Below are 18,988 nucleotides of genomic sequence, written 5' to 3' on the forward strand. Positions count from 1 at the left end.
CTCCTCAGGAGCTCCCGTGCCGGGGGAGGCGCACGCAGAACGTCGTCCCCGCCGGTCCGGTGGTGTAGGTCAGCGAGCCGCCGTGCCGGCGCTCGACGATCCGCTTGGCGTTCTCCAGGCCCAGCCCGCTGCCCTGGCCCGCGGGCTTGCTGGTCACGAACGGCTCGAACAGCCGTGGCTGCAGCTGGGCGGGGATGCCCGGCCCGTCGTCGCCGATCTCCACGAACACCGAGGCGTCGTCGGCGCGGGTGCGCAGCGTGAGCACCCCCGAGCCGTTCATCGCGTCGGCGGCGTTGTCGATCAGGTTGGTCCACACCTGGTTCAGCTCCGCGGGGTAGCCGGGCACGACGGGCAGGTCGGCGGCGTACTCCCGGCGCACCTCGATGCCGGTGAGCTTGCGGGCGAGCATCACCAGCGTGCTCTCGAGGCCGGGCTTGAGGGGCACCTCGGAGTGCTGGGCCTGGTCCATGTGGGAGTACTGCTTGACCGCGCCGACGAGCGCGGAGACCCGGGTGGTGGCCTCCTCGATCTCGCTCATCAGCGCCTCGGTCTCCAGCGTGTAGCGCATCCACCCGAAGGCGGCGTCCCACTTGAGCCCGCCGTCGACCTGCTCGACGACGTCGTCGACCCAGGTCGCGTCCAGCCCGGCGGCGGCGAACACCGGCGCCAGCTCCCAGGCGTGCGCGACGCCGCGCTCCTCCAGCCGGTCGGAGATCTCCTCCTCCAGGTCGCTCTCCTCCAGAGCGGTCAGGTCCGGGCGCGGCTTCGCCGCCCGCTCGACGGACTGCTCCTGGACGGCGACCAGCTTGGCCACCAGCTCCGGTGACAGCCCCTCCTTCGCCAGCAGGCCCAGCTTGCTCCGCATCCCCGAGATCCGGGTGCGCAGCTGCTCGGTCGCGCGCACCGCGGCGGCGGCGGGGTTGTTCAACTCGTGCGCGAGGTTGGCCGACAGCACGCCGAGCTGCACCAGGTGCTCCCGCTGGCGCATCGTCGACTCGGTCGCCCGCACCCCCTCGTAGATGCCGTCGAGCAGGTGCACCGCCATCGGGCACTGCTGCTGGACCAGCTGAGCGAAGTCGGCAGCCGCGATCCGCAGGAACCGGCTGGGCCGGGAGGTGCGCATCGAGGTCTGGTACCGCTCCGGCGGCCCGGCGGTGAAGGCCCGCACGGCGCCGGAGTACGACCCGCGGTGCGACGTCTCGTTGATCACCACGTCCTCGCCGGTGGCGTGCTTGGTCAGCAGGAGCCTGCCCTCCAGCAGCACGAACAGCGCCTCGGCCGGCTCGTCCTCGGCGAAGACCACCGCGTCGGCGTCGAACACGCGCACCTCGGCGCGCTCGGCGAGCCAGGCCAGCACGTCGTCGTCGAGGGACTCGAACAGGAACAGCGACCGCAGCTCGTCGACGCCGATCCGCGGGCTCGTGGTGGTCATCGGGTCCCCTCCAGGTAGCGGTGCACGAGGGTCACGGCCATCGCGCCCTCGCCGACGGCCCCGGCGACCCGCTTGACCGACTCCGACCGGACGTCGCCGGCCGCGAACACCCCGGGCACCGAGCACTCCAGGTGGTAGGGCGCGCGAGGCAGGGGCCAGCCCGCCGGTGGGCGGCCTTCGCCGTCGAGCAGCGCCGGGCCGGTGCGCAGGAAGCCGTGGTCGTCGCGGGAGAAGGCGTCACCGAGCCAGTCGGTGAGCGGCCGGGCGCCGATGAAGACGAACAGCCGGGACGCCGCGACGGTCTCGGTGCCGCCCGTGGAGCTGTCGCTGAGCACCAGCCGCTCGACGTGGTCCGCGCCCTCGACGGCGACGACCTGGGTGCAGGTGCGCACCTCGATGACGTCCGAGGCCTCGATCCGCGACACCAGGTACTCGCTCATCCCGCGGCGGATGTCCGGGCCGCGGCACAGCATCACCACCCGGCGGGCGTACCTGGCGAAGTGCAGCGCCGCCTGGCCGGCGGAGTTCGCCGCGCCCACGACGTAGACCTCCTCGTCCCGGCAGCTCAGCGCCTCGTGGGGGTCGGCGCCGTAGTAGACGCCACGGCCGGCGAACTCCTCCGCGCCGGCGGCCGGCAGCCGCGTCCACTGCACCCCGGTGGCCAGGACGACGGCGTGCGCGGTCACCTCGCTGCCGTCGGCGAACCGCAGCACCCGTCCGTCGCCGTGCGGGGCGATCCCGGTGATCTCGGCGGTGGTGAGCACCTCGACGCCGAACTTCACCGCCTGGTCCCGCGCCCGCATCGCCAGCTCGGCGCCGGAGACCCCGCGCGGGAAACCCAGGTAGTTCTCGATCCGGCTGCTCGTGCCCGCCTGGCCGCCGGTCGCCGTCCGCTCGACCAGCAGGGTGCGCAGCCCCTCGCTGCCGGCGTAGACCGCCGACCCGAGCCCCGCCGGGCCCGCGCCGACGACGACCACGTCGTAGAAGGGGCTGCCGGCGCTGGTCGGCAGGCCGCACCGCTCGGCGACGTCCCGCAGCGCGGGCCGGCTGACCACCGCGCCGTCGGGAAAGACGGTGGCGGGCAGCTGGGCGTCGTCGGCCAGCCCGGCGGCGGAGCGCACCGCGGTCGCGGCGTCGCCCTGCAGGTGCCGGTAGGGCACCTGGTTGCGGGCGAGGAACTCCTTCAGCTCCTGCGTCTCCGCCGACCACTGGTGACCGAGCAGGGTGATGCCCTCGAACGGCGCCGGCGCGGTCCGCCCCCACTGCTCCAGCAGCTCGTCCAGCACCGGGTAGAGCTTCTCCTCCGGCGGGTCCCAGGGCTTGAGCAGGTAGTGGTCGAGGTCGACGTCGTTGATCGCCCGGATCGCGGTGTCGGTGTCGGCGTAGGCGGTGAGCAGCACGCGCTTCGCGGTGGGCACGAGGTCCATCGCGTGCTCGAGGAACTCGACGCCGGTCATCCCCGGCATCCGGTGGTCGGCGAGCAGCAGGGCGGTCACCTCACCCCGCGCGGTCAGCTCGCGGAGCACGGTGAGCGCGTCAGGGCCGCTCTCGGCGCGGACGACGCGGTACTTGTCGCCGTAGCGGCGGCGGAGGTCGCGGGCGACGGCGCGGCTGACGGCGCGGTCGTCGTCGACGGTGAGCAGGACGGGTCGTGCGGGCACGGCACCTCCGGTCGAGGCCGCGAGGGATGGTCGTCCCCGGGTGGGGGCGCCCCCGGTGGCACCGCTCATCCAACCCCTCCGGGCCGTCCACCGGTAGCCGTCCCGGCCTGCTGGCAGGCTGGCCGGGTGGACGGGCTGTGGGGCTGGATCGTGACCGTCGTCGGCGCGCTGGTGGTGCTCTTCGGTCTGCGGGACGTGTTCAAGACGTTGTGGCACCCGACGGGCAGTGGCTGGCTGAGCAGCCACCTGATGGCCGCGGTGTGGCGGCTGACGAGGTCGGGACGCCGGAGCGGGCGGTCCGGCGTGCTGTCCGGGCCGACGGCGATGGTGCTGGTCATCGTCGCGTGGGTGGTGGTGCTCGTGCTGGGGTGTGCGCTGGTCTACGGGCCGCACATGTCCGACGGGTTCCTGCTGGGCAGCTCGCTCGACCCGTCCGAGCGGGGTGGCTGGCTGGACGCGCTGTACACCTCGACGGTCACGCTGGCCACCCTCGGGTTCGGTGACGTCACGCCGGCCGCGGACTGGCTGCGGATCGTCGTCCCGGTCCAGGCGCTGCTGGGCTTCGCGCTGCTCACCGCGTCGGTCACCTGGGTGCTGCAGATCTACCCGGCGCTGGTCCGCCGGCGGGTGCTGGCCCTCCGCCTCGCCGGGCTGCGCCGGGTGGGTGCCGCCCGGTTCACCGGCGACCCGCAGGGGCAGCTCGCCGCACCGGTGCTGGAGGGCCTCGCCGGTGATCTGGTGCACGTCCGGGTGGACCTGACCCAGTACTCCGAGACCTACTACTTCCGCGACGGGGCGGACGAGGCGTCCCTGGCGGCCATGCTCGGCACGGCCGTGGACCTCAGCGAGGCCGCGCGGGACGCGCCCCGCCAGGACGTCCGGGTCGCCGGGGAACTGCTCGGTCTGGCGGTGGAGGACTTCGCCGGAATCCTGGACCAGCAGTTCCTGCACCGCGATGCCCGCGTGGCCGAGGTGATCGAGGCCTACGCCGCCGACCACGGCCACCGGGCGGTCCGGTCGGGCTGACGGTCAGGTCGCGGGGCGCACCGTGCGCGGCATCGCCAGCGCCATCACCAGGCCGAGGCCCAGCACCCCGGTGCTCACCCCGAACGCCCACTGGTAGGACAGGTTGTCGGTCAGCCAGCCGGCGACCAGCGGCCCGCAGACCGCCCCGAGGTCGGAGACCATCTGGAACACCGCGACCACCCGGCCGCTGCGCGCCGGGCTGACGTCGCCCACCACCGCGGCCGGCACGCTGGCCAGCAGCGAGGCGGCCAGGCCGAAGCTGGCCATGGACAGCAGGAACGCACCCGTCGCCGGCGGCAGCACCAGGACGGAGAGAGAGGCGGTGGCCAGCGCCGAGCCGAGGACGAGGGAGGGGCGGCGGCCCCACCGGTCGGCGAGCGTCCCGGCGCGCAGCAGGCCGACCGCCTGGGCGACCGAGCCGGCCAGCAGCCCCGCGCCGGCCCAGGCGACCGTCTTGCCGAGCTCCTCGGTCACGTACAGCGGCACGAGCGAGTTGCGCACCCCGAACAGCACCCAGCCCACGCCGAGGTTGGCCACCAGCGCGGCGAGGTAGGCGCGCGAGCGCAGCGCCGCGCGCAGGCCGCCGCTGGGCGCCTCCGTGCCGGGGTCGGCAGCGGGGTCGGCGCCGCCGCCCTGGTCCAGGCCCGGGGCCACCGGCTCGGCCGGCACCTCGGACGGCGGCTGCCGGGGCACCCGGAGCAGGACCAGGGCGACCGCCCCGGCGACCAGCAGGAAGCCGGCGTAGACGAAGAAGGGCAGCCGCGGCGAGATCTCGGCGAGGAAGCCGCCGGCCCCCGGACCGGCGATGCCGCCGAGGATGAAGCCGCCCTGGTACGTGGCGGCGGCCCGGCCGCGCTGCGCCGGGGGCGCGGTGCGCAGCAGCAGCGACAGGGCGGCGACGGTGAACATCGCGCTGCCCACGCCGCCGGCGGCGCGCAGCGCCACGAACACCGGGTAGCTGCCGGCGAGCCCCGCCGCGCCGGTGGTGAGCGCGACGATCAGCAGCCCGCCGGCCAGCACGATCCGCTCGCCGATCCGCTCGACCAGCGAGCCGCCGGCGAACGCGGAGACGAACCGGAAGAAGGCGAAGGCGCTGATCGCGAAGCCGACCGCCGTCGTGCCGACGCCGTAGGAGCGGGCGAACAGCGGGATCGCCGGCGCGACCACGCCGAAGCCGAGCGCGACGACGAAGGCGACGACGGCGAGCACGCCGACCTCGCGGGGCAGTGCGGTCTCCCCGCGGCGGCGTCGCACGAGGAGCGATCCTGACACGGCCCTCCGACCGCTACGGCGTGAGCACCAGCCGGCCGGCCACGTCACCGGCGCGCAGCCGGTCCAGGGCGTCGTTGACCTGCGCCAGCGGCAGCGTGCCGGCCACCGGGGGAGTGAGCTGGCCGGCCGCGGCCAGGGCCACCGCCTGCTCCAGCTCGGCGAGGGTGTTGCCCACGCTGGAGACCACCCGCTGCTCGGCCACGACCATCGCCAGCGGGCTCACGGTGAGCTGGTCGGCGCTGTACCCGACCAGCGTCAGCCGGCCGCGCCGGCCGAGCACGGCGGTGGACAGCTCCAGCGTGGCGGAGACGCCGGCCAGCTCCACGACGACGTCGGCGCCCTGGCCGCCGGACAGCCGCGCCACGGTGTCGGCCAGGTCGGTGGGGGCCACCGCCGCCGTCGCCCCGGCCGCGCGGGCGGCGGCACGCCGGGCGTCGTCCCGGCTGACCGCGACGACGGTCGCGCCCCGACGGCGGGCCTCCTGCACCGTGGCCAGCCCGACCCCGCCGCTGCCCATGACGACCAGCAGGTCACCGGGTTCGACGGCGGCCTCGGCCAGCGCGTGCACGGCCGTGGTGCCGGCGCAGCACAGCGGTGCGGCCTGCTCGAACGACAGCTCGTCGGGCAGCCGCACCAGGCAGTGCGCGGGGACGACGAGCTGCTCGGCGAAGGCGCCGTCCGCGGCGAAGGCGAGCACACCGCGCGGGGCAAGGCAGAGGTTCTGCCGTCCCCGCAGGCACCAGCGGCACGCGCCGCAGAAGAGGTAGTAGAAGACGGCCACCCGGTCGCCCGGGGCCCAGCCGGTGACCGCGGAGCCGACCGCCTCGACCGTGCCGGCGGCCTCGTGGCCCAGCGTCATCGGCTTCTTCGCCGGCTCGTAGAGCCCGTCGGTGAAGTGCAGCTCGGTGCCGCAGACACCGGCGGCGCCGATGCGCACGCGCACCTCGTCCGGGCCGGGCTCGGGCACCGGGACGTCGTCCAGGGCCAGTGGCTGGTGCGCCGCGTGGAAACGGGCAGCGAGCATCGGGCAGCTCCCTCCGCCGGTGCGAACCGGATCAGGTTGGACGGTCGGCGGGGGTCGTCCGCCGTCTCAGCCCGCGCCCGGGCTCCCGTGTGCAGCGGAGAACCTACCCGGCGTCCTCCAGCGGCTCGACGCGGCGGAGGAACGAGCGGATGGCCAGGTGATGGGAGAGCGGCTCCCGGTGGTCGTCGCACGCCGTCCAGACCTTCTCCCGGTCCGGGGTGTGCAGCTTCGGGTTGTTCCAGACCAGCCGCCAGCGGGCCTGGTTGGTGCAGCCCTTGCCCGAGCAGATCACCGGGTTCGTCGTGTCGGTCACCGGTCGAGTGTGCCGGGCGGCCGGCCGGACGGACCGCCGGTTCCGCGGTCCTCACCGGCCGCTCCCGTGAGCCGCCCCGCGCACGGTTCCGTTCCACGGGACCGGGTACGTGCACGCCCATGACTGAGACCAAGCCGCTCGCCCTGGTCACCGGTGCTTCCAGTGGCATCGGGCTGGAGCTCGCCAAGCAGTTCGCCCAGCACGGCTACGACGTCGTGGTGAACGCCGAGGACCACACCATCGACACCGCCGCTGCGAAGGTGCGCGCCGAGGGCGCCGAGGTGATCCCCGTCCAGGCCGACCTCCGCACCCCGGAGGGCATCGAGCAGCTGTGGGCCCGGGTCCAGGGCCTCGGGCGGCCGCTGCACGCTGCCGCGCTCAACGCCGGCGTCGGCCGTGGTGGCGCCTTCGTCGACACCGACTGGGCCGACGACCTCGAGGTCATGCAGCTCAACGTCGTCTCCACCGCCGCGCTGCTGAAGCTGGTGCTGGTCGAGATGACCGGCCGCAACGAGGGCCGGGTGCTGGTGACCTCCTCGATCGCCTCGACCATGCCCGGGGCCTACCAGCCGGTCTACAACGCGTCGAAGTCCTTCGTGCAGTCGCTGACCGAGGCCGTGCAGCAGGAGCTCAAGGACTCCGCCGTCACCGTCACCTCGCTGATGCCCGGCCCCACGGACACCGACTTCTTCCGTCGGGCCGACCTGGAGGACACCGCGATGGGCAAGGGCCCGAAGGACGGTGCGGCCGAGGTCGCCGAGCAGGGCTTCGAGGCGATGATGAAGGGGGAGAAGCAGGTCGTCGCCGCCTCCCTGATGACCAAGGCGCAGGGCGCGATGAACAAGGTCCTGCCGGATGCCTTCAAGACCTCCGCCCACGAGGCGATGGCGAAGCCGCGCGACTGACCTCCCGCTCGACCGCTCCGCACGACGCCCCTCCCGGTCCGCCGGCAGGGGCGTCGTCCGGTTCGGGCTTCCGCTCAGCGGACGCCACCGCAGCGCCGGAGCGGGGGAGGGCTGGCACAGTGAGTGCATGGACGACGTCGTCATCTGCTCCCCGGTGCGCACGCCCGTCGGCCGCATGGGCGGGGTGTTCGCCGGCCTGAGCGCCAACCAGCTCGCCGCCACCACCCTGCGGGCCCTCGCCGAGCGGACCGGCCTGGCCGAGGGCGAGGTCGACGACGTCGTGCTCGGCCACTGCAACCCCAGCGGCGAGAACCCGGCCATCGGCCGCATCGCCGCCCTCGACGCGGGCCTCGGCGTCCAGGTGCCCGGGCTGCAGATCGACCGGCGCTGCGGCTCCGGGCTCCAGGCGGTCATCTACGCGGCCATGCAGGTGGCCTCGGGCGCCGGGACGGTCGTCATCGCCGGCGGCGTGGAGTCGATGAGCAACGTCGAGCACTACGCACTCGGGCTGCGCACCGGCGCGAAGGGGGACGGCGTGATGCTGCACGACCGCCTGGCCCGCGCCCGCGAGACCGCGGGCGGCGTCGACCACCCGGTGCCCGGCGGCATGCTGGAGACCGCGGAGAACGTGCGCCGCGAGCACGGCATCGACCGGCTCGAGCAGGACGCGTGGGCGCTCCGCTCGCAGCAGGCCGCCGGCGCCGCGATCCGCGAGGGCCGGTTCAAGGACGAGATCATCGGCGTCGAGGTCCCCGGCACGCGGAAGGCCCCCGCCCGCGTGGTCCTCGAGGACGAGCACCCGCGGCCGGACACGACCATGGAGGACCTGGCGAAGCTCCGGCCGGTGATGGGCCGGGTCGACCCCGAGGCGACGGTCACCGCCGGCAACGCCTCCGGGCAGAACGACGGCGCCGCGGCGTGCGTCGTCACCACCCGGGCCGAGGCCGACCGGCGGGGCTGGGAGCCGTTCGTCCGGCTGGTCGGCTGGTCGGTGGCCGGGGTGCCGCCGGAGACGATGGGCATCGGCCCGGTCCCGGCGACCGCCGCCGTCCTGGAGCGCACCGGTCTGACGCTGGCCGATCTGGACCTGATCGAGCTCAACGAGGCGTTCGCCAGCCAGGTGCTGGCCTGCCTGCAGGCCTGGGGGTTGGGTGCCGACGACCGCGAGCGGGTCAACGTCAACGGCTCGGGCATCTCCCTGGGCCACCCGGTCGGCGCCACCGGCGCCCGCATCCTCGCCACCCTGGCCCACGAGATGCGCCGGCGCGAGGCCCGCTACGGCCTGGAGACGATGTGCATCGGCGGCGGCCAGGGGCTGGCCGCCGTCTTCGAGCGGGTGAGCTGAGCCGGACCGGGCCATGAGCCGGGCAGGGAGGGCAGCCGCGTGGCTGTCCGCTCTGCTCGGGCTCGGCTCCGCGGCAGTCAGCGCCTACTGGACCGCCGGGGGCACCGCACTGCTGGACACCGTTGGCGGCTCGATCGAGCAGCTGGCCCGCGAGCGCACCACCCCGGTGGTGCTGGTCAGCGTGGCCGTGGTGGTCGCCAAGCTGGTCGGCGCGGCCCTGGGACCGGCGTTGCTGCGGTGGCGTCCGCGGTGGTTGCGGGGCCTCGCCGTCCTGGCCGGTCTGCTGCTGGCCGGCTGGGGCGGGGCGAACGTGCTCCTGGGCGGCGCCGTGCTCACCGGGGTGCTCGACCTCGGGCCGGTCGCCGACGAGCGTGCCCTGCGCTGGCACGTGCTGTGCTGGGACGCGTGGTTCCTGGTGTGGGGTGCCGCGCTGCTGGTCGCCGTCGTCGCGACGCGCGGTCAGCGGGGCGGTGCCGTGGAGGCCCGCTCGACCAGCACCGGCTCGACGAGCTCCTCCCGGCTCACCGGATAGGCGCTCTCCGTGCCGGTCAGCTGGGCCAGCAGCACGGCCGCCGCCCGCTCCGCGAGCAGGTCGGCCCGGTTGTCGACCGTGGTGATGGGCGGGCTCCACCACGCCCACGAGGGCTCGTCCTCGGTGCAGATCACCGAGAGCTGGTCCGGCACCGGGACGCCAGCGGCGGTGACCGCCTGCAGCACGCCCAGGGACGCCTCGTGGTTGCTGACCAGCAGCGCCGTGGGAGGCGTGGCGAGCCCGAGCAGCGCCGTCGCCGCGTCCTGGCCGAAGTCGGCGACGAACGGCCCGCGCGCGACCAGCTCCGGGTCGACCGGAAGGCCTGCCGCGGCCATCGCCTCCCGGAAGCCGGCGTCGTTGAGCCTCCCGGAGGTGACCTCCGGTTGGCCCTGCACCACCCCGATCCGGACGTGCCCGAGCCCGAGCAGGTGCTCGGTGCCCAGCCGGGCCGAGGTGCGGTAGTCCGACATCACCGACGGGGCCAGCGACCCGGGCACCTCGCGGTTCATGGTCACCGCCGCCCGACCGTCGGCGACCAGTGCGTTGACCAGGTCGGTGTTGGCTCCGGATCCGGCGACGACCACCCCGTCGAAGTGGTGCGCGCGGGCCGTCTGCAGGAACGCCGCCTCGCGGGCCGGATCACCCCCGGTGGTGCAGACCAGCACCTGGTAGCCCTGCCCGGCGGCCCAGTTCTGCAGCGTCTCCGCGATGGTGTGGAACGTCGCGTTGCGGAGGTTGTTGACCACCAGGCCGAGCAGCCCCGAGCGCCGCGTGCGCAGCGCGCTGGCCATCCGGTTCGGCTGGTACTGCAGCGCGGCGGCGGCGGCCTCGACCCGGGCCCGCGTGCTGGGCAGCACCGCGGGGTGACCGGAGAGCGCCCGGCTGGCGGTGCTGGTGCTGACCCCCGCGTAGGCCGCGACGGAGGACAGCGTGGCAGACACGACTCATGACTATAGGTACCGATTCATGATCGTTCCGCAAGTCCCGGAGACGCCCCGGAACCGGGATCGTCGGACCCTGCCCCTAGCGTCGTCGGCAGCTCCTCCGCCGGGGGAGGGAACGGGGGCGCGGTGTACGAGATCGACGGCGGGCTGGTGGTCAGCGCGAGCGACCTGACCGGCTTCCTGGAGTGCGAGCACCTCACCCGGCTCTCGCTGGAGGTGGCGCGCGGCGAGCGCGTCCGGCCTCCCGCCGTCGACCCGATGACCGAGCTGGTCGCCGCCCACGGCATCGAGCACGAGGCCCGGCACCTCCAGCGGCTGCGCGACCGCGGGCTGTCCGTCGCCGAGATCGCCGCCCCCACCGGCAAGGACCCGGCGGCCCTGCGCCGTGCCCAGGCCGAGACGCTCGCCGCCATGCGCGCCGGCGCCGACGTCGTCTACCAGGCCACCTTCACCGACGGCACCTGGCGGGGGCACGCCGACTTCCTGCTCAAGCGCACCGACCGGGTCAGCGACCTGGGCCCCTGGGCCTACGACGTCGCCGACACCAAGCTGGCCCGACGGATCAAGGTGCCCGCCCTCCTGCAGATGGCGCTCTACGGCGATCTGCTGGCGTCCCTGCAGGGCACCCCGCCGGAGCTGCTCACCGTCGTCACCGGCGATCAGCAGGAGCTCGTCTTCCGCTACGCCGACGCGGAGGCGTACACCCGGAGCACCCGGCAGCGCTTCCTCGCCCGGCTGGACGACGGCGAGCTGGCGCCGCCCTACCCGAACGCGCACTGCGGCGTCTGCCCGTGGCGGGAGACGTGCACCGAACGCTGGCGCGGCGAGGACTCCCTGTCGCTGGTGGCTTTCATGCGCCGCGACCACGCCCTCGCCCTGACCGACGCCGGCATCGCCACGGTGCGCGCCCTCGCCGAGCGCGGCCCCGACGAACTGCCCGACGCGATCGGCCGCACCTCCCGGGAGCGGCTCACCCAGCAGGCGCGGCTCCAGGTGGCCGAGCGCGACACCGGCCGGCCCTCCTACGAGTTCCTGCCCCGCGAGCCCGGCCGCGGGTTCGAGCTGCTGCCCCCGCCGAGCAGCGGTGACCTCTTCTTCGACATCGAGGGCGACCCGTTCGCCGGCGACACCGGGCTGGAGTACCTCTGGGGGGTCCTCGACACCGCCGGCGGGTTCACCGCCCACTGGGGCTGCGACCCCACCGGGAACGAGCACGCGGCCGCCGAGCAGCGGGCCTTCGAGGCGCTGGTCGACCAGCTGACCGCGGCGCACGCCGCCGACCCGACGATGCACGTCTACCACTACGCGCCCTACGAGCCGACCCGGCTGAAGACTCTCTCCGCCCGGCTGGGCACCCGGGAGGCCGAGGTCGACCGGCTGCTGCGGGCCGATGTCCTGGTCGACCTCTACGCGGTGGTCCGGCAGGGGCTGCGGCTGAGCAAGGAGTCGTACTCGATCAAGCAGGTGGAGGACTACTACCGCGGCTCCACCCGCGCCCACGGTGCCGAGGTCTCCGACGCCGGGGAGAGCATCGTCGCGTTCGAGCGCTGGCTGGCCACCCGCGACCAGGGGCTGCTGGACCAGATCGAGCACTACAACCGCGACGACTGCGTCTCCACCCGGCAGCTGCGCGACTGGCTGGAGGAGCGCCGCACCGAACTGCTCCGGTCCGGCGCCGAGCTGCACCGGCCCGCCGACGGCGACCCGGACGCGTCCGCGGAGGCCGTCGCGGCCCAGGTGCTGCGCGAGGAGCTCGAGGAGCGGCTGACCGCCGGGTTGCCGCCGGCCGGGCGCACCGCCGAGGAGGAGGCGACCTGGCTGCTCGCCCAGCAGGTGGGCTGGCACGCGCGGGAGGCGCGGTCGGCCTGGTGGGAGTACTTCCGCCTGCGCGACCTCCCCGCCGACGACCTCGAGCGGGAGACCGCCGCGCTCGGGCCGCTGACCGACGCCGAGTTCCTCGGTGCCCAGCGGCGCTCGCAGCACTGGCGGTACGCCTTCCCGCCGCAGGAGACGAAGGTGTCGGCCGGGTCCCGGTTCGAACACCTGCTGCCGGCCGCGGACGGCTCGCGGGTCACCAGCACGGTCGTCGACGTCGACCCGACCGCCGGCTGGGTGGTGCTCGCCCGCGGGACGGCGATGGCTGCCGAGCACCCGACCGGCCTGCTGCCGACCGCCCCGCCCAGCGACGCGCTGTTCCGGTCCGCGCTGGCCGGCCTGGGCGAGCAGGTCGCGGCCACCGGCATCGACGCCGACGGCCCGCACCGGGCCGCCCGTGACCTGCTGCTGCGGCGTCCGCCCCGGCTGGTCACCGGCACCCGGCTGCGCGAGCCGGGGGAGGAGCCGGGTGCCGCGGTGCGCCGGCTGGCCGCGGCCCTCGACGGCGGGGTGCTGGCGGTGCAGGGGCCGCCGGGTGCGGGCAAGACCCACACCGGCGCCCGGGCGGTCGTCGACCTGATCCGGGCCGGCCGGCGGGTGGGGCTGACCGCCTCCAGCCACAAGGTGATCGGCAATCTGCTCGACGCGGTGATGGCCGCCGCCCGGGAGGCCGGGACCCCGGTCCGCGCGCTGCAGAAGGCCGACGACGTGCAGCGCTGCAGCGACCGCGACGTGCAGTGCGTCGGCACCAACGGTCAGGTGGTCGACGCCCTGGACGGCGGCGACGTCGACCTGGTCGCCGGCACCTCGTGGCTGTTCGCCCGCGAGGAGCTCGCCGGCCGGCTCGACGTGCTGGTGGTCGACGAGGCGGGTCAGCTGTCGCTGGCCAACACCCTGGCGGTCAGCCGCGCCGCCCGGAACCTGCTGCTGCTCGGTGACCCGCAGCAGCTGCGGCAGCCCGGCCGGGGCATCCACCCCGACGGCGCCGACGTCTCGGCGCTCGAGCACGTGCTCGGCGCCGACGAGGTGCTCCCGGCCGACCGCGGCGTCTTCCTCGACCGCTCCTGGCGGATGGCGCCCGCCCTGTGCTCGGTGGTGAGCGCCCTCGCCTACGACGGGCAGCTCCAGCCGGCCTGGGTGACCGCCGACAACGAGCTCGACGCGCCACCACGCTGGGCGGCGCCGGCCGGCATCGGCTGGATCCCCGTGGTGCACGAGGGCAACGGCGCCGCCTCGGCCGAGGAGGCCGCGGTCGTCGCGGAGCTGGTCGGTGACCTGATGGGCCGTCCCTGGCGGGCGGGCGGCCGGGAGCGGGTGATGGGCCAGGCCGACGTCCTCGTGGTCACGCCGTACAACGCGCAGGTCAACCAGGTGCGCAGCGCGCTGGCCGCCGCGGGGCTCGGCGGGGTGGAGGTCGGCACCGTCGACAGGTTCCAGGGACGTGAGGCCGCGGTGACGGTGTTCTCGCTGGCGGCGTCCAGCGGTGCCCACGTGCCGCGACGGCTGGAGTTCCTGCTCGACCGGCACCGGCTCAACGTCGCGCTGTCCCGGGCGAAGACCGTCGCCTACCTGGTGGGCAGCCCCGCGCTGCTCACCTCGCCGGTGCACACCCCCGAGCAACTCCGGCTGGTCAACGGTCTGTGCCGGCTGGTGGAGGTCGCCACCGGCACCTCGCCGCCGCGACCTTCGGTGGCCGGGGAGCGCTGAGCGCGAGCGGCCCGGAAGGGGGCCGAGTCGGGCCGTGCGGGTGCAACGGTGGGCAGCGCCGTGGGGGTAGCGGCCGGGGAGCAGCGATTCCGAGCAGACGGTTCCCCCGGCGGGTTGGTTAGGCTAGCCTCACCAACGTCCGGTCGCGGAAGCGCCGGTCTGCCGAACCGGGAGAGCACCATGAGCACGGCGACGACCGAACGTCCCGTCCGCACTGCCTCAGCAGCGGCCTCCGCCCCGGCCGCGGCTCCCGAGTACCGCTTCTTCCCGGTGCGGGTCGCGCGCGTCCAGCGGCTCAGCCCCACCTTCCTGCGGCTCACCCTGGCCGGGCCGGCGCTGACCGGCTTCGGCGTCGGTGGCGCCGACCAGCGGATCAAGCTGGTCATCTCCCGCGACGGCGCCCCCGCCGAGGAGCTGCTCACCGACGGCCCCGGCTGGTACCAGGACTACTGCGCGCTGCCCGACGACCGACGGCCCCACCTGCGCACCTACACGGTGCGCGACGCCCGTCCGGAGCTGGGCGAGGTGGACGTCGACGTCGTGCTGCACGGCATCGACGCCGGCCACGCCGGCCCGGCCGCCTCCTGGGCCGCCGCCGCCGTTCCCGGCGACCGGATCGTCCTCCTCGGCCCCGACCGGCCGGGCACCGGCCGCGCCTGGGGTGTCGAGTGGGCGCCGCCGGCCGACGGCGCGCTCTTCCTGGCCGGTGACGAGACCGCGGTCCCGGCGATCAGCGCGATCGTCGAGGCGCTGCCCGCCGGTCGCCGCACGATCGCGGTGCTGGAGGTCCCGGTCGCCGGCGACGTCCTCTCCCTGACCGTCCCGGCCGGGGTGGAGGTCCGCTGGCTGGTCCGCGGCGGGCGCGCCCGCGGCGAGGCGCTCGGCCCGGCCGTGCACGCCGCGCTGTGCGAGCTGGGCGTCGCCAAGCCCACCGCCGGTCAGGAGCCCGAGGACGTCGACCCGGGGAGCGGGATCCTCTGGGAGGTCCCCGAGACGGGCGCCGACGGCTGCTACGCCTGGCTCGCCGGGGAAGCCGGGATGGTCAAGAAACTGCGCCGCCGGCTCGTGCGCGACCTCGGCGTCCCGCGCACCTCGGTGGCGTTCATGGGCTACTGGCGGATCGGCGCGGCGGAAGGCGGCTGAGCGGAGCCGCTCCGGTGGCTCTACCGTCGGGACGTGCTGCGGACCCTGCTGCTCCTGCTGGCCCTGGTGGTGCTCGTCTGGATCGCGCTGACCGTGGTCGGGTGGGTGCTCAAGGGGTTGTTCTGGCTCGCCGTCGTCGCCCTCGCCGTGGCCGCCGGCACCGCCGTGCTCGGCTCCTCCCGGCGGGGCTGACCCGGTGACCGTGCTGCTGGTCGACGTCGCCAACGTGCTGGGCTCCCGCCCCGACGGCTGGTGGCGGGACCGCGCCGGCGCGACCGCCCGGCTGCTGGACCGGCTCGCCGCGCTGCGGACGGCGACCCTCGACGCGCCGGACGGCGGGCAGGTCACCGTCACCGAGCTGGTCGCCGTCGTCGAGGGACAGGCGCGGGACGTCGAGGCGCCGGGCGGGCTGCGGCTCGTCCGCGCCGCGGGCAGTGGGGACGACGCGCTCGCCGCCACCGCCGGGGGGCTCGCCGACGAGGCCGACGAGCTGCTCGTGGTGACCGCCGACCGGGGCCTGCGCGCGCGGCTGCCGGCGGCGGCCCGGGTCACCGGCCCCGGCTGGCTGCTGGCCGCGGCAGACTCCGCGGCCGGGCAGGACCAGGCGCCGTGACCGACCCCGCCGCCGTTCGATCCGCCGCCGACCTGGCCACCACCGCGCTGGCCGCCGTCCGCCCCGAGCACCTGCCCGCCCGCACCCCGTGCACCGACTTCGACGTCCGCGCGCTGCTGGACCACCTGGCCTGGGCAGCGCTGATCGCCCAGCGGTCGGCCACCCGGATGCCGCTCGACCCGCCGGCCCCCGGCCGGCCGGCGCCCTTCCTCGACGGGCTGCTCCCTGAGCAGTGGGCGGCGGCGATCGCCCCGGAGCTCGACGCCGCCGCCGACGCCTGGGCCGACCCGGCCGCGTGGGAGGGCGACACGGTGCTGGGTGGCGCCCCGCTGCCCGCTGCCGTCGTGGGGTCGCTGATGCTCACCGAGTTCGTGCTGCACGGCTGGGACCTCGCCATGGCCGTGGACGCGCCGCTGGTCGTCCCGGCGGGCCTGGCCCGGAGCACCCTCGCCGCGGTCGAGCAGCTCGCGCCGATGGGCCGGGACGGCGGCTGGTACGGGCCCGCCGTCCCGGTGCCGGCCGACGCCGACCCGCTGGGCCGCGCGCTGGCGCTGACCGGCCGCAACCCCGACCGGCGGGGCTGACCGGCTCAGGCCCAGGTGGGGATGCGCACCTGCCTGAGCCGGGTCGAGCGGCGCCGCCCCGGCAGGCACGCGGCGAGGCCGAGCAGCACGGCCGCGCCGTCCTCGATGGCGGCGGCCTGCCAGTCGGGCATCAGCCGCCCGGCCCACCGCCGCCAGGCGACACCGCCGTAGGAGCCGGCCAGCGCGCCGGCGATCCCGGCGGTCGCCGGCAGGGCGGCGTTCGCCCCGGCCCGCCGGGCCAGCAGCGCCCCGCCGCCGGCGCCGCTGACCAGCCGGGTCGGCAGCGCCTGGGCGCTGGTGCGCGCCGGGATGCCCGGCTGCTTGTCCGCGTAGACCTCCCCGCCCACCGACGCCAGGGAGGCCAGCTTCTTCAGCGCCCCGGTGTCCTGCGCGGTCAGCGTCGGTGCGGCGATCCCGAGCGAGCTGCGGCCTCCGGCGGCCACCCCGAGCAGCAGCGATCGGCACACCAGCCCGGCGCGCGCCCGCTGCCTCGGGAGCACCCGCTCCCGAGGGGTCGGCAGCCCGGACACCACCGCCTGCACGGTCGCCCCGTAGGCCAGGTGCGGCAGCGCGTCGGCGAGCCAGTCCGGGCTGCTCCACGTCGTCGGGTCGTCGACCCCCAGCGCGGCCACCGGGAGGTTCGTGGCCGCGCTGGACGCGGCGCCCTTGACCACCGCGCCCACCGGGAACGACAGCTTCACCCCGGCGGACCGGACGACGCTGGACACGACGCCCAGCGCCATGCCGTTGGCGATCCCGCTGAGGGCACCCAGAGCGGTGCGACGGGACTCCCGCTCGCGGCCGTTGCCGGTGATCGGGGTACCGGCCGCGCGGGCCAGCGCGTCGGCGGTCCGGTCGGGGAGGTCGCTGGCCGGCCGGCCGCGCACGGCCATGTCCAGCCAGGTGACGGCGTTGAGGGCGGTGGTCCCGGCGGCGCCGGCGAGGAGGCCGCGGGTGAAGGTCCCGGTCATGCCCTGACCCTGCGCGGGGATCCGGTGACCGGCAACCGCAGGGCCGGGTGGGCCCGGTGGGGCGGCAGCGTGGGCGCTCTCACCACGCCAGGACCCGCAACGCACCCGTCCGGGTGGCACCGTGGACGACAGCGCCCGAGGTCGTGTGCTCCCCGACCCCCGCCAGCCGTTCCGCGGTGCTGCGCGTCCACTCCCCGAAGGTCTGCCATGGTCCTGCCTGTCCCCACCCGTCTCCGCGATCGGGCCCCTGCTCTGCTGCGCTCGGCGGCGAGCCGGGCCGCGCTGTCCTCCGTCCCGCCCGCGGCACCGCCCACGCTGCGCCGGATGCAGGTCGCCGTCGCCGTCCTGTTCGGCCTCGACGGCTTCGTCTTCGGCAGCTGGGCCGCCCGGGTGCCCGACGTCAGCGCCGCCACCGGCGCGGGCCACACGGCCCTGGGCGTCGCGCTGCTGTGCCTCTCGCTCGGCGCGCTGGCCTGCATGCAGGCCACCGGCGGGCTGTGCGCCCGGTTCGGCACCGGGCGGGTGGCGGCGCTGGCCGGCGTGGCCGCCAGCGTCAGCGCCGTCCTGCCCGGGCTGGCCGGCTCGGTGCCGGCCCTGTGCGCGGGGCTGCTCCTGTTCGGTGCCGTCACCGGTGCGGTGAACGTCGCCGCCAACAGCGTCGGGGTTCAGGTGGAGGGGCGGGCCGGCCGGCCGCTGCTGTCCGGCCTGCACGCGGCCTTCAGCGGTGGCGGGCTGCTCGGTGCGCTGATCGGTGGGCTGGCCTCGGCCGGAACGGGCGTGGCACCGCACCTGGCCGCCGTGGCGATCGCCGGGCTCGTCGCGATGGCGTGGGCCGGACCGGTGCTCGTCCGCGGCGACGTCGTCCAGCCGGTGGCCGACCCGCTCGCCGACGTCGCCGACGTCACGCGCGGGCGCCGGCCGACCGGTGTCCTGGTGCTGCTCGGCGCGGTGGCCGGTGCGACCGCGTACGGCGAGGGCGCGCTGAGCGACTGGGGTGCGCTGCACCTGCGCGAGCAGTTGTCCGCCGCGCCCGCGCTCGCGGCCGCCGGGTATGCCGGCTTCTCCTCCGCGATGGCCGCCGGCCGGTTGGCCGGCGGCCGGCTGGTGCTCGCCCTCGGCGAGCGGCGGCTGCTGGTCGGTGGCTCGCTGCTGGCCGCGGCCGGCGCCCTCGCCGCGGTGACGACGACGTCGCTGCCGGTCGCGCTGGCCGGCTTCGTGGTCGTCGGTCTCGGGCTGGCCAACGTCTTCCCGCTGGCGATCGCCCGGGCGGGTGCGCTCGGCGGCCCCTCGGGCGTGGCGCTGTCCACCACGGTCGGGTACACCGGGCTGCTCGGTGGCCCGCCGGTGATCGGCTTCCTCGCCGAGCACGCCGGGCTGCCCGCGGCGCTGGGCACGGTGGCGCTGGTGGCGGTGCTGGCTGCCGTTCTCGTCCTGGGCATCGAGGGCGAGCAGGTGCGGCGCCCGGTGCTGCCCCGGCGGGGCTGGGCGCAGCCGGTGGCGTTCGGGCGGCGTCCGGTGGCGGTCGTGCTGCGCCCGGTCGGAGGTGTGCTGCGCCCGGCCGCGGTCCGCGCGCACGTCGGTGTCTGCAGCTACGTGCGGGACCTGCAGTTGCTCGAGGTCGGCTGACCGGGGCTCGCCCAT

At 75.8% G+C, this 18,988-nt stretch carries 17 protein-coding genes; 10 read left to right on the forward strand and 7 right to left on the reverse strand.

Going from position 1 to position 18,988, the window contains the following annotated elements; translation table 11 throughout:
* Window positions 1-4 precede the first annotated feature (4 nt).
* Both ACI79A_RS05020 and ACI79A_RS05025 read right to left on the reverse strand, forming a co-directional pair.
* Window positions 5-1,432: a sensor histidine kinase gene (locus tag ACI79A_RS05020; RefSeq protein ID WP_457080573.1), complete on the reverse strand. Its 1,428-nt coding sequence runs from the start codon at window positions 1,430-1,432 to the stop codon at window positions 5-7.
* Entirely contained in the window at window positions 1,429-3,093 is a 1,665-nt protein-coding gene (locus ACI79A_RS05025; RefSeq protein WP_457080575.1) for an FAD-dependent oxidoreductase, read from the reverse strand. The genes ACI79A_RS05020 and ACI79A_RS05025 overlap by 4 nt, the downstream gene beginning before the upstream one ends.
* Window positions 3,094-3,219: 126 nt before the next feature.
* Here ACI79A_RS05025 and ACI79A_RS05030 point away from each other — a divergent pair, with 126 nt between their 5' ends.
* Window positions 3,220-4,119 (forward strand): potassium channel family protein, encoded by a 900-nt coding sequence (locus ACI79A_RS05030; protein ID WP_457080578.1) that lies wholly within the window; start codon window positions 3,220-3,222, stop codon window positions 4,117-4,119.
* 3 nt (window positions 4,120-4,122) lie between these two features.
* On the opposite strand, the gene ACI79A_RS05035 is transcribed toward ACI79A_RS05030, so the two are convergent.
* The 3 genes from ACI79A_RS05035 to ACI79A_RS05045 all read right to left on the reverse strand — a co-directional run bounded on the left by ACI79A_RS05035 (window position 4,123) and on the right by ACI79A_RS05045 (window position 6,728).
* Window positions 4,123-5,373 (reverse strand): MFS transporter, encoded by a 1,251-nt coding sequence (locus tag ACI79A_RS05035; protein ID WP_457080580.1) that lies wholly within the window; start codon window positions 5,371-5,373, stop codon window positions 4,123-4,125.
* Between the two features lie 31 nt (window positions 5,374-5,404).
* Window positions 5,405-6,415: an alcohol dehydrogenase catalytic domain-containing protein gene (locus ACI79A_RS05040; RefSeq protein ID WP_457080582.1), complete on the reverse strand. Its 1,011-nt coding sequence runs from the start codon at window positions 6,413-6,415 to the stop codon at window positions 5,405-5,407.
* Between the two features lie 103 nt (window positions 6,416-6,518).
* A complete protein-coding gene (locus tag ACI79A_RS05045) occupies window positions 6,519-6,728 on the reverse strand; it encodes a hypothetical protein (protein WP_457080584.1) in 210 nt (69 codons plus the stop codon).
* 119 nt (window positions 6,729-6,847) lie between these two features.
* Between ACI79A_RS05045 and ACI79A_RS05050 the strand changes: the two genes are divergently transcribed.
* From ACI79A_RS05050 to ACI79A_RS05060, 3 genes are all read left to right on the forward strand, one after another.
* A complete protein-coding gene (locus ACI79A_RS05050) occupies window positions 6,848-7,633 on the forward strand; it encodes an SDR family NAD(P)-dependent oxidoreductase (protein ID WP_457080586.1) in 786 nt (261 codons plus the stop codon).
* 127 nt (window positions 7,634-7,760) lie between these two features.
* On the forward strand, window positions 7,761-8,978 hold the full coding sequence (locus ACI79A_RS05055) for an acetyl-CoA C-acetyltransferase (protein WP_457080589.1): 1,218 nt from the start codon (window positions 7,761-7,763) through the stop codon (window positions 8,976-8,978).
* Window positions 8,979-8,991: 13 nt separating this feature from the next.
* Window positions 8,992-9,510: a DUF3995 domain-containing protein gene (locus ACI79A_RS05060; protein ID WP_457080591.1), complete on the forward strand. Its 519-nt coding sequence runs from the start codon at window positions 8,992-8,994 to the stop codon at window positions 9,508-9,510.
* Here the strand turns inward: ACI79A_RS05060 and ACI79A_RS05065 are convergent.
* Window positions 9,438-10,451 (reverse strand): LacI family DNA-binding transcriptional regulator, encoded by a 1,014-nt coding sequence (locus ACI79A_RS05065; RefSeq protein WP_457080593.1) that lies wholly within the window; start codon window positions 10,449-10,451, stop codon window positions 9,438-9,440. The two genes, ACI79A_RS05060 and ACI79A_RS05065, sit on opposite strands and share 73 nt — an antisense overlap.
* Window positions 10,452-10,580: 129 nt before the next feature.
* Here ACI79A_RS05065 and ACI79A_RS05070 point away from each other — a divergent pair, with 129 nt between their 5' ends.
* The 5 genes from ACI79A_RS05070 (at window position 10,581) to ACI79A_RS05090 (ending at window position 16,376) form a co-directional block, all read left to right on the forward strand.
* On the forward strand, window positions 10,581-14,036 hold the full coding sequence (locus tag ACI79A_RS05070) for a TM0106 family RecB-like putative nuclease (protein ID WP_457080595.1): 3,456 nt from the start codon (window positions 10,581-10,583) through the stop codon (window positions 14,034-14,036).
* 180 nt (window positions 14,037-14,216) lie between these two features.
* Entirely contained in the window at window positions 14,217-15,179 is a 963-nt protein-coding gene (locus ACI79A_RS05075; RefSeq protein WP_457080597.1) for a siderophore-interacting protein, read from the forward strand.
* Between the two features lie 33 nt (window positions 15,180-15,212).
* Complete coding sequence (locus tag ACI79A_RS05080) at window positions 15,213-15,371, forward strand: hypothetical protein (RefSeq protein WP_457080599.1); 159 nt, start codon at window positions 15,213-15,215, stop codon at window positions 15,369-15,371.
* Window positions 15,372-15,375: 4 nt separating this feature from the next.
* Entirely contained in the window at window positions 15,376-15,792 is a 417-nt protein-coding gene (locus ACI79A_RS05085) for a hypothetical protein (RefSeq protein ID WP_457080601.1), read from the forward strand.
* Entirely contained in the window at window positions 15,789-16,376 is a 588-nt protein-coding gene (locus ACI79A_RS05090; protein ID WP_457080603.1) for a TIGR03086 family metal-binding protein, read from the forward strand. The genes ACI79A_RS05085 and ACI79A_RS05090 overlap by 4 nt, the downstream gene beginning before the upstream one ends.
* Window positions 16,377-16,381: 5 nt before the next feature.
* On the opposite strand, the gene ACI79A_RS05095 is transcribed toward ACI79A_RS05090, so the two are convergent.
* Window positions 16,382-17,347 (reverse strand): hypothetical protein, encoded by a 966-nt coding sequence (locus ACI79A_RS05095; RefSeq protein ID WP_457080605.1) that lies wholly within the window; start codon window positions 17,345-17,347, stop codon window positions 16,382-16,384.
* Window positions 17,348-17,554: 207 nt separating this feature from the next.
* On the opposite strand from ACI79A_RS05095, the gene ACI79A_RS05100 reads away from it, so the two are divergent.
* The gene (locus ACI79A_RS05100) at window positions 17,555-18,973 is read left to right on the forward strand and encodes an MFS transporter (protein ID WP_457080607.1); all 1,419 of its coding nucleotides are present in this window, start codon (window positions 17,555-17,557) and stop codon (window positions 18,971-18,973) included.
* The last annotated feature ends 15 nt before the right edge of the window (window positions 18,974-18,988 follow it).

The organism is Modestobacter sp. SYSU DS0657, assembly GCF_054050925.1.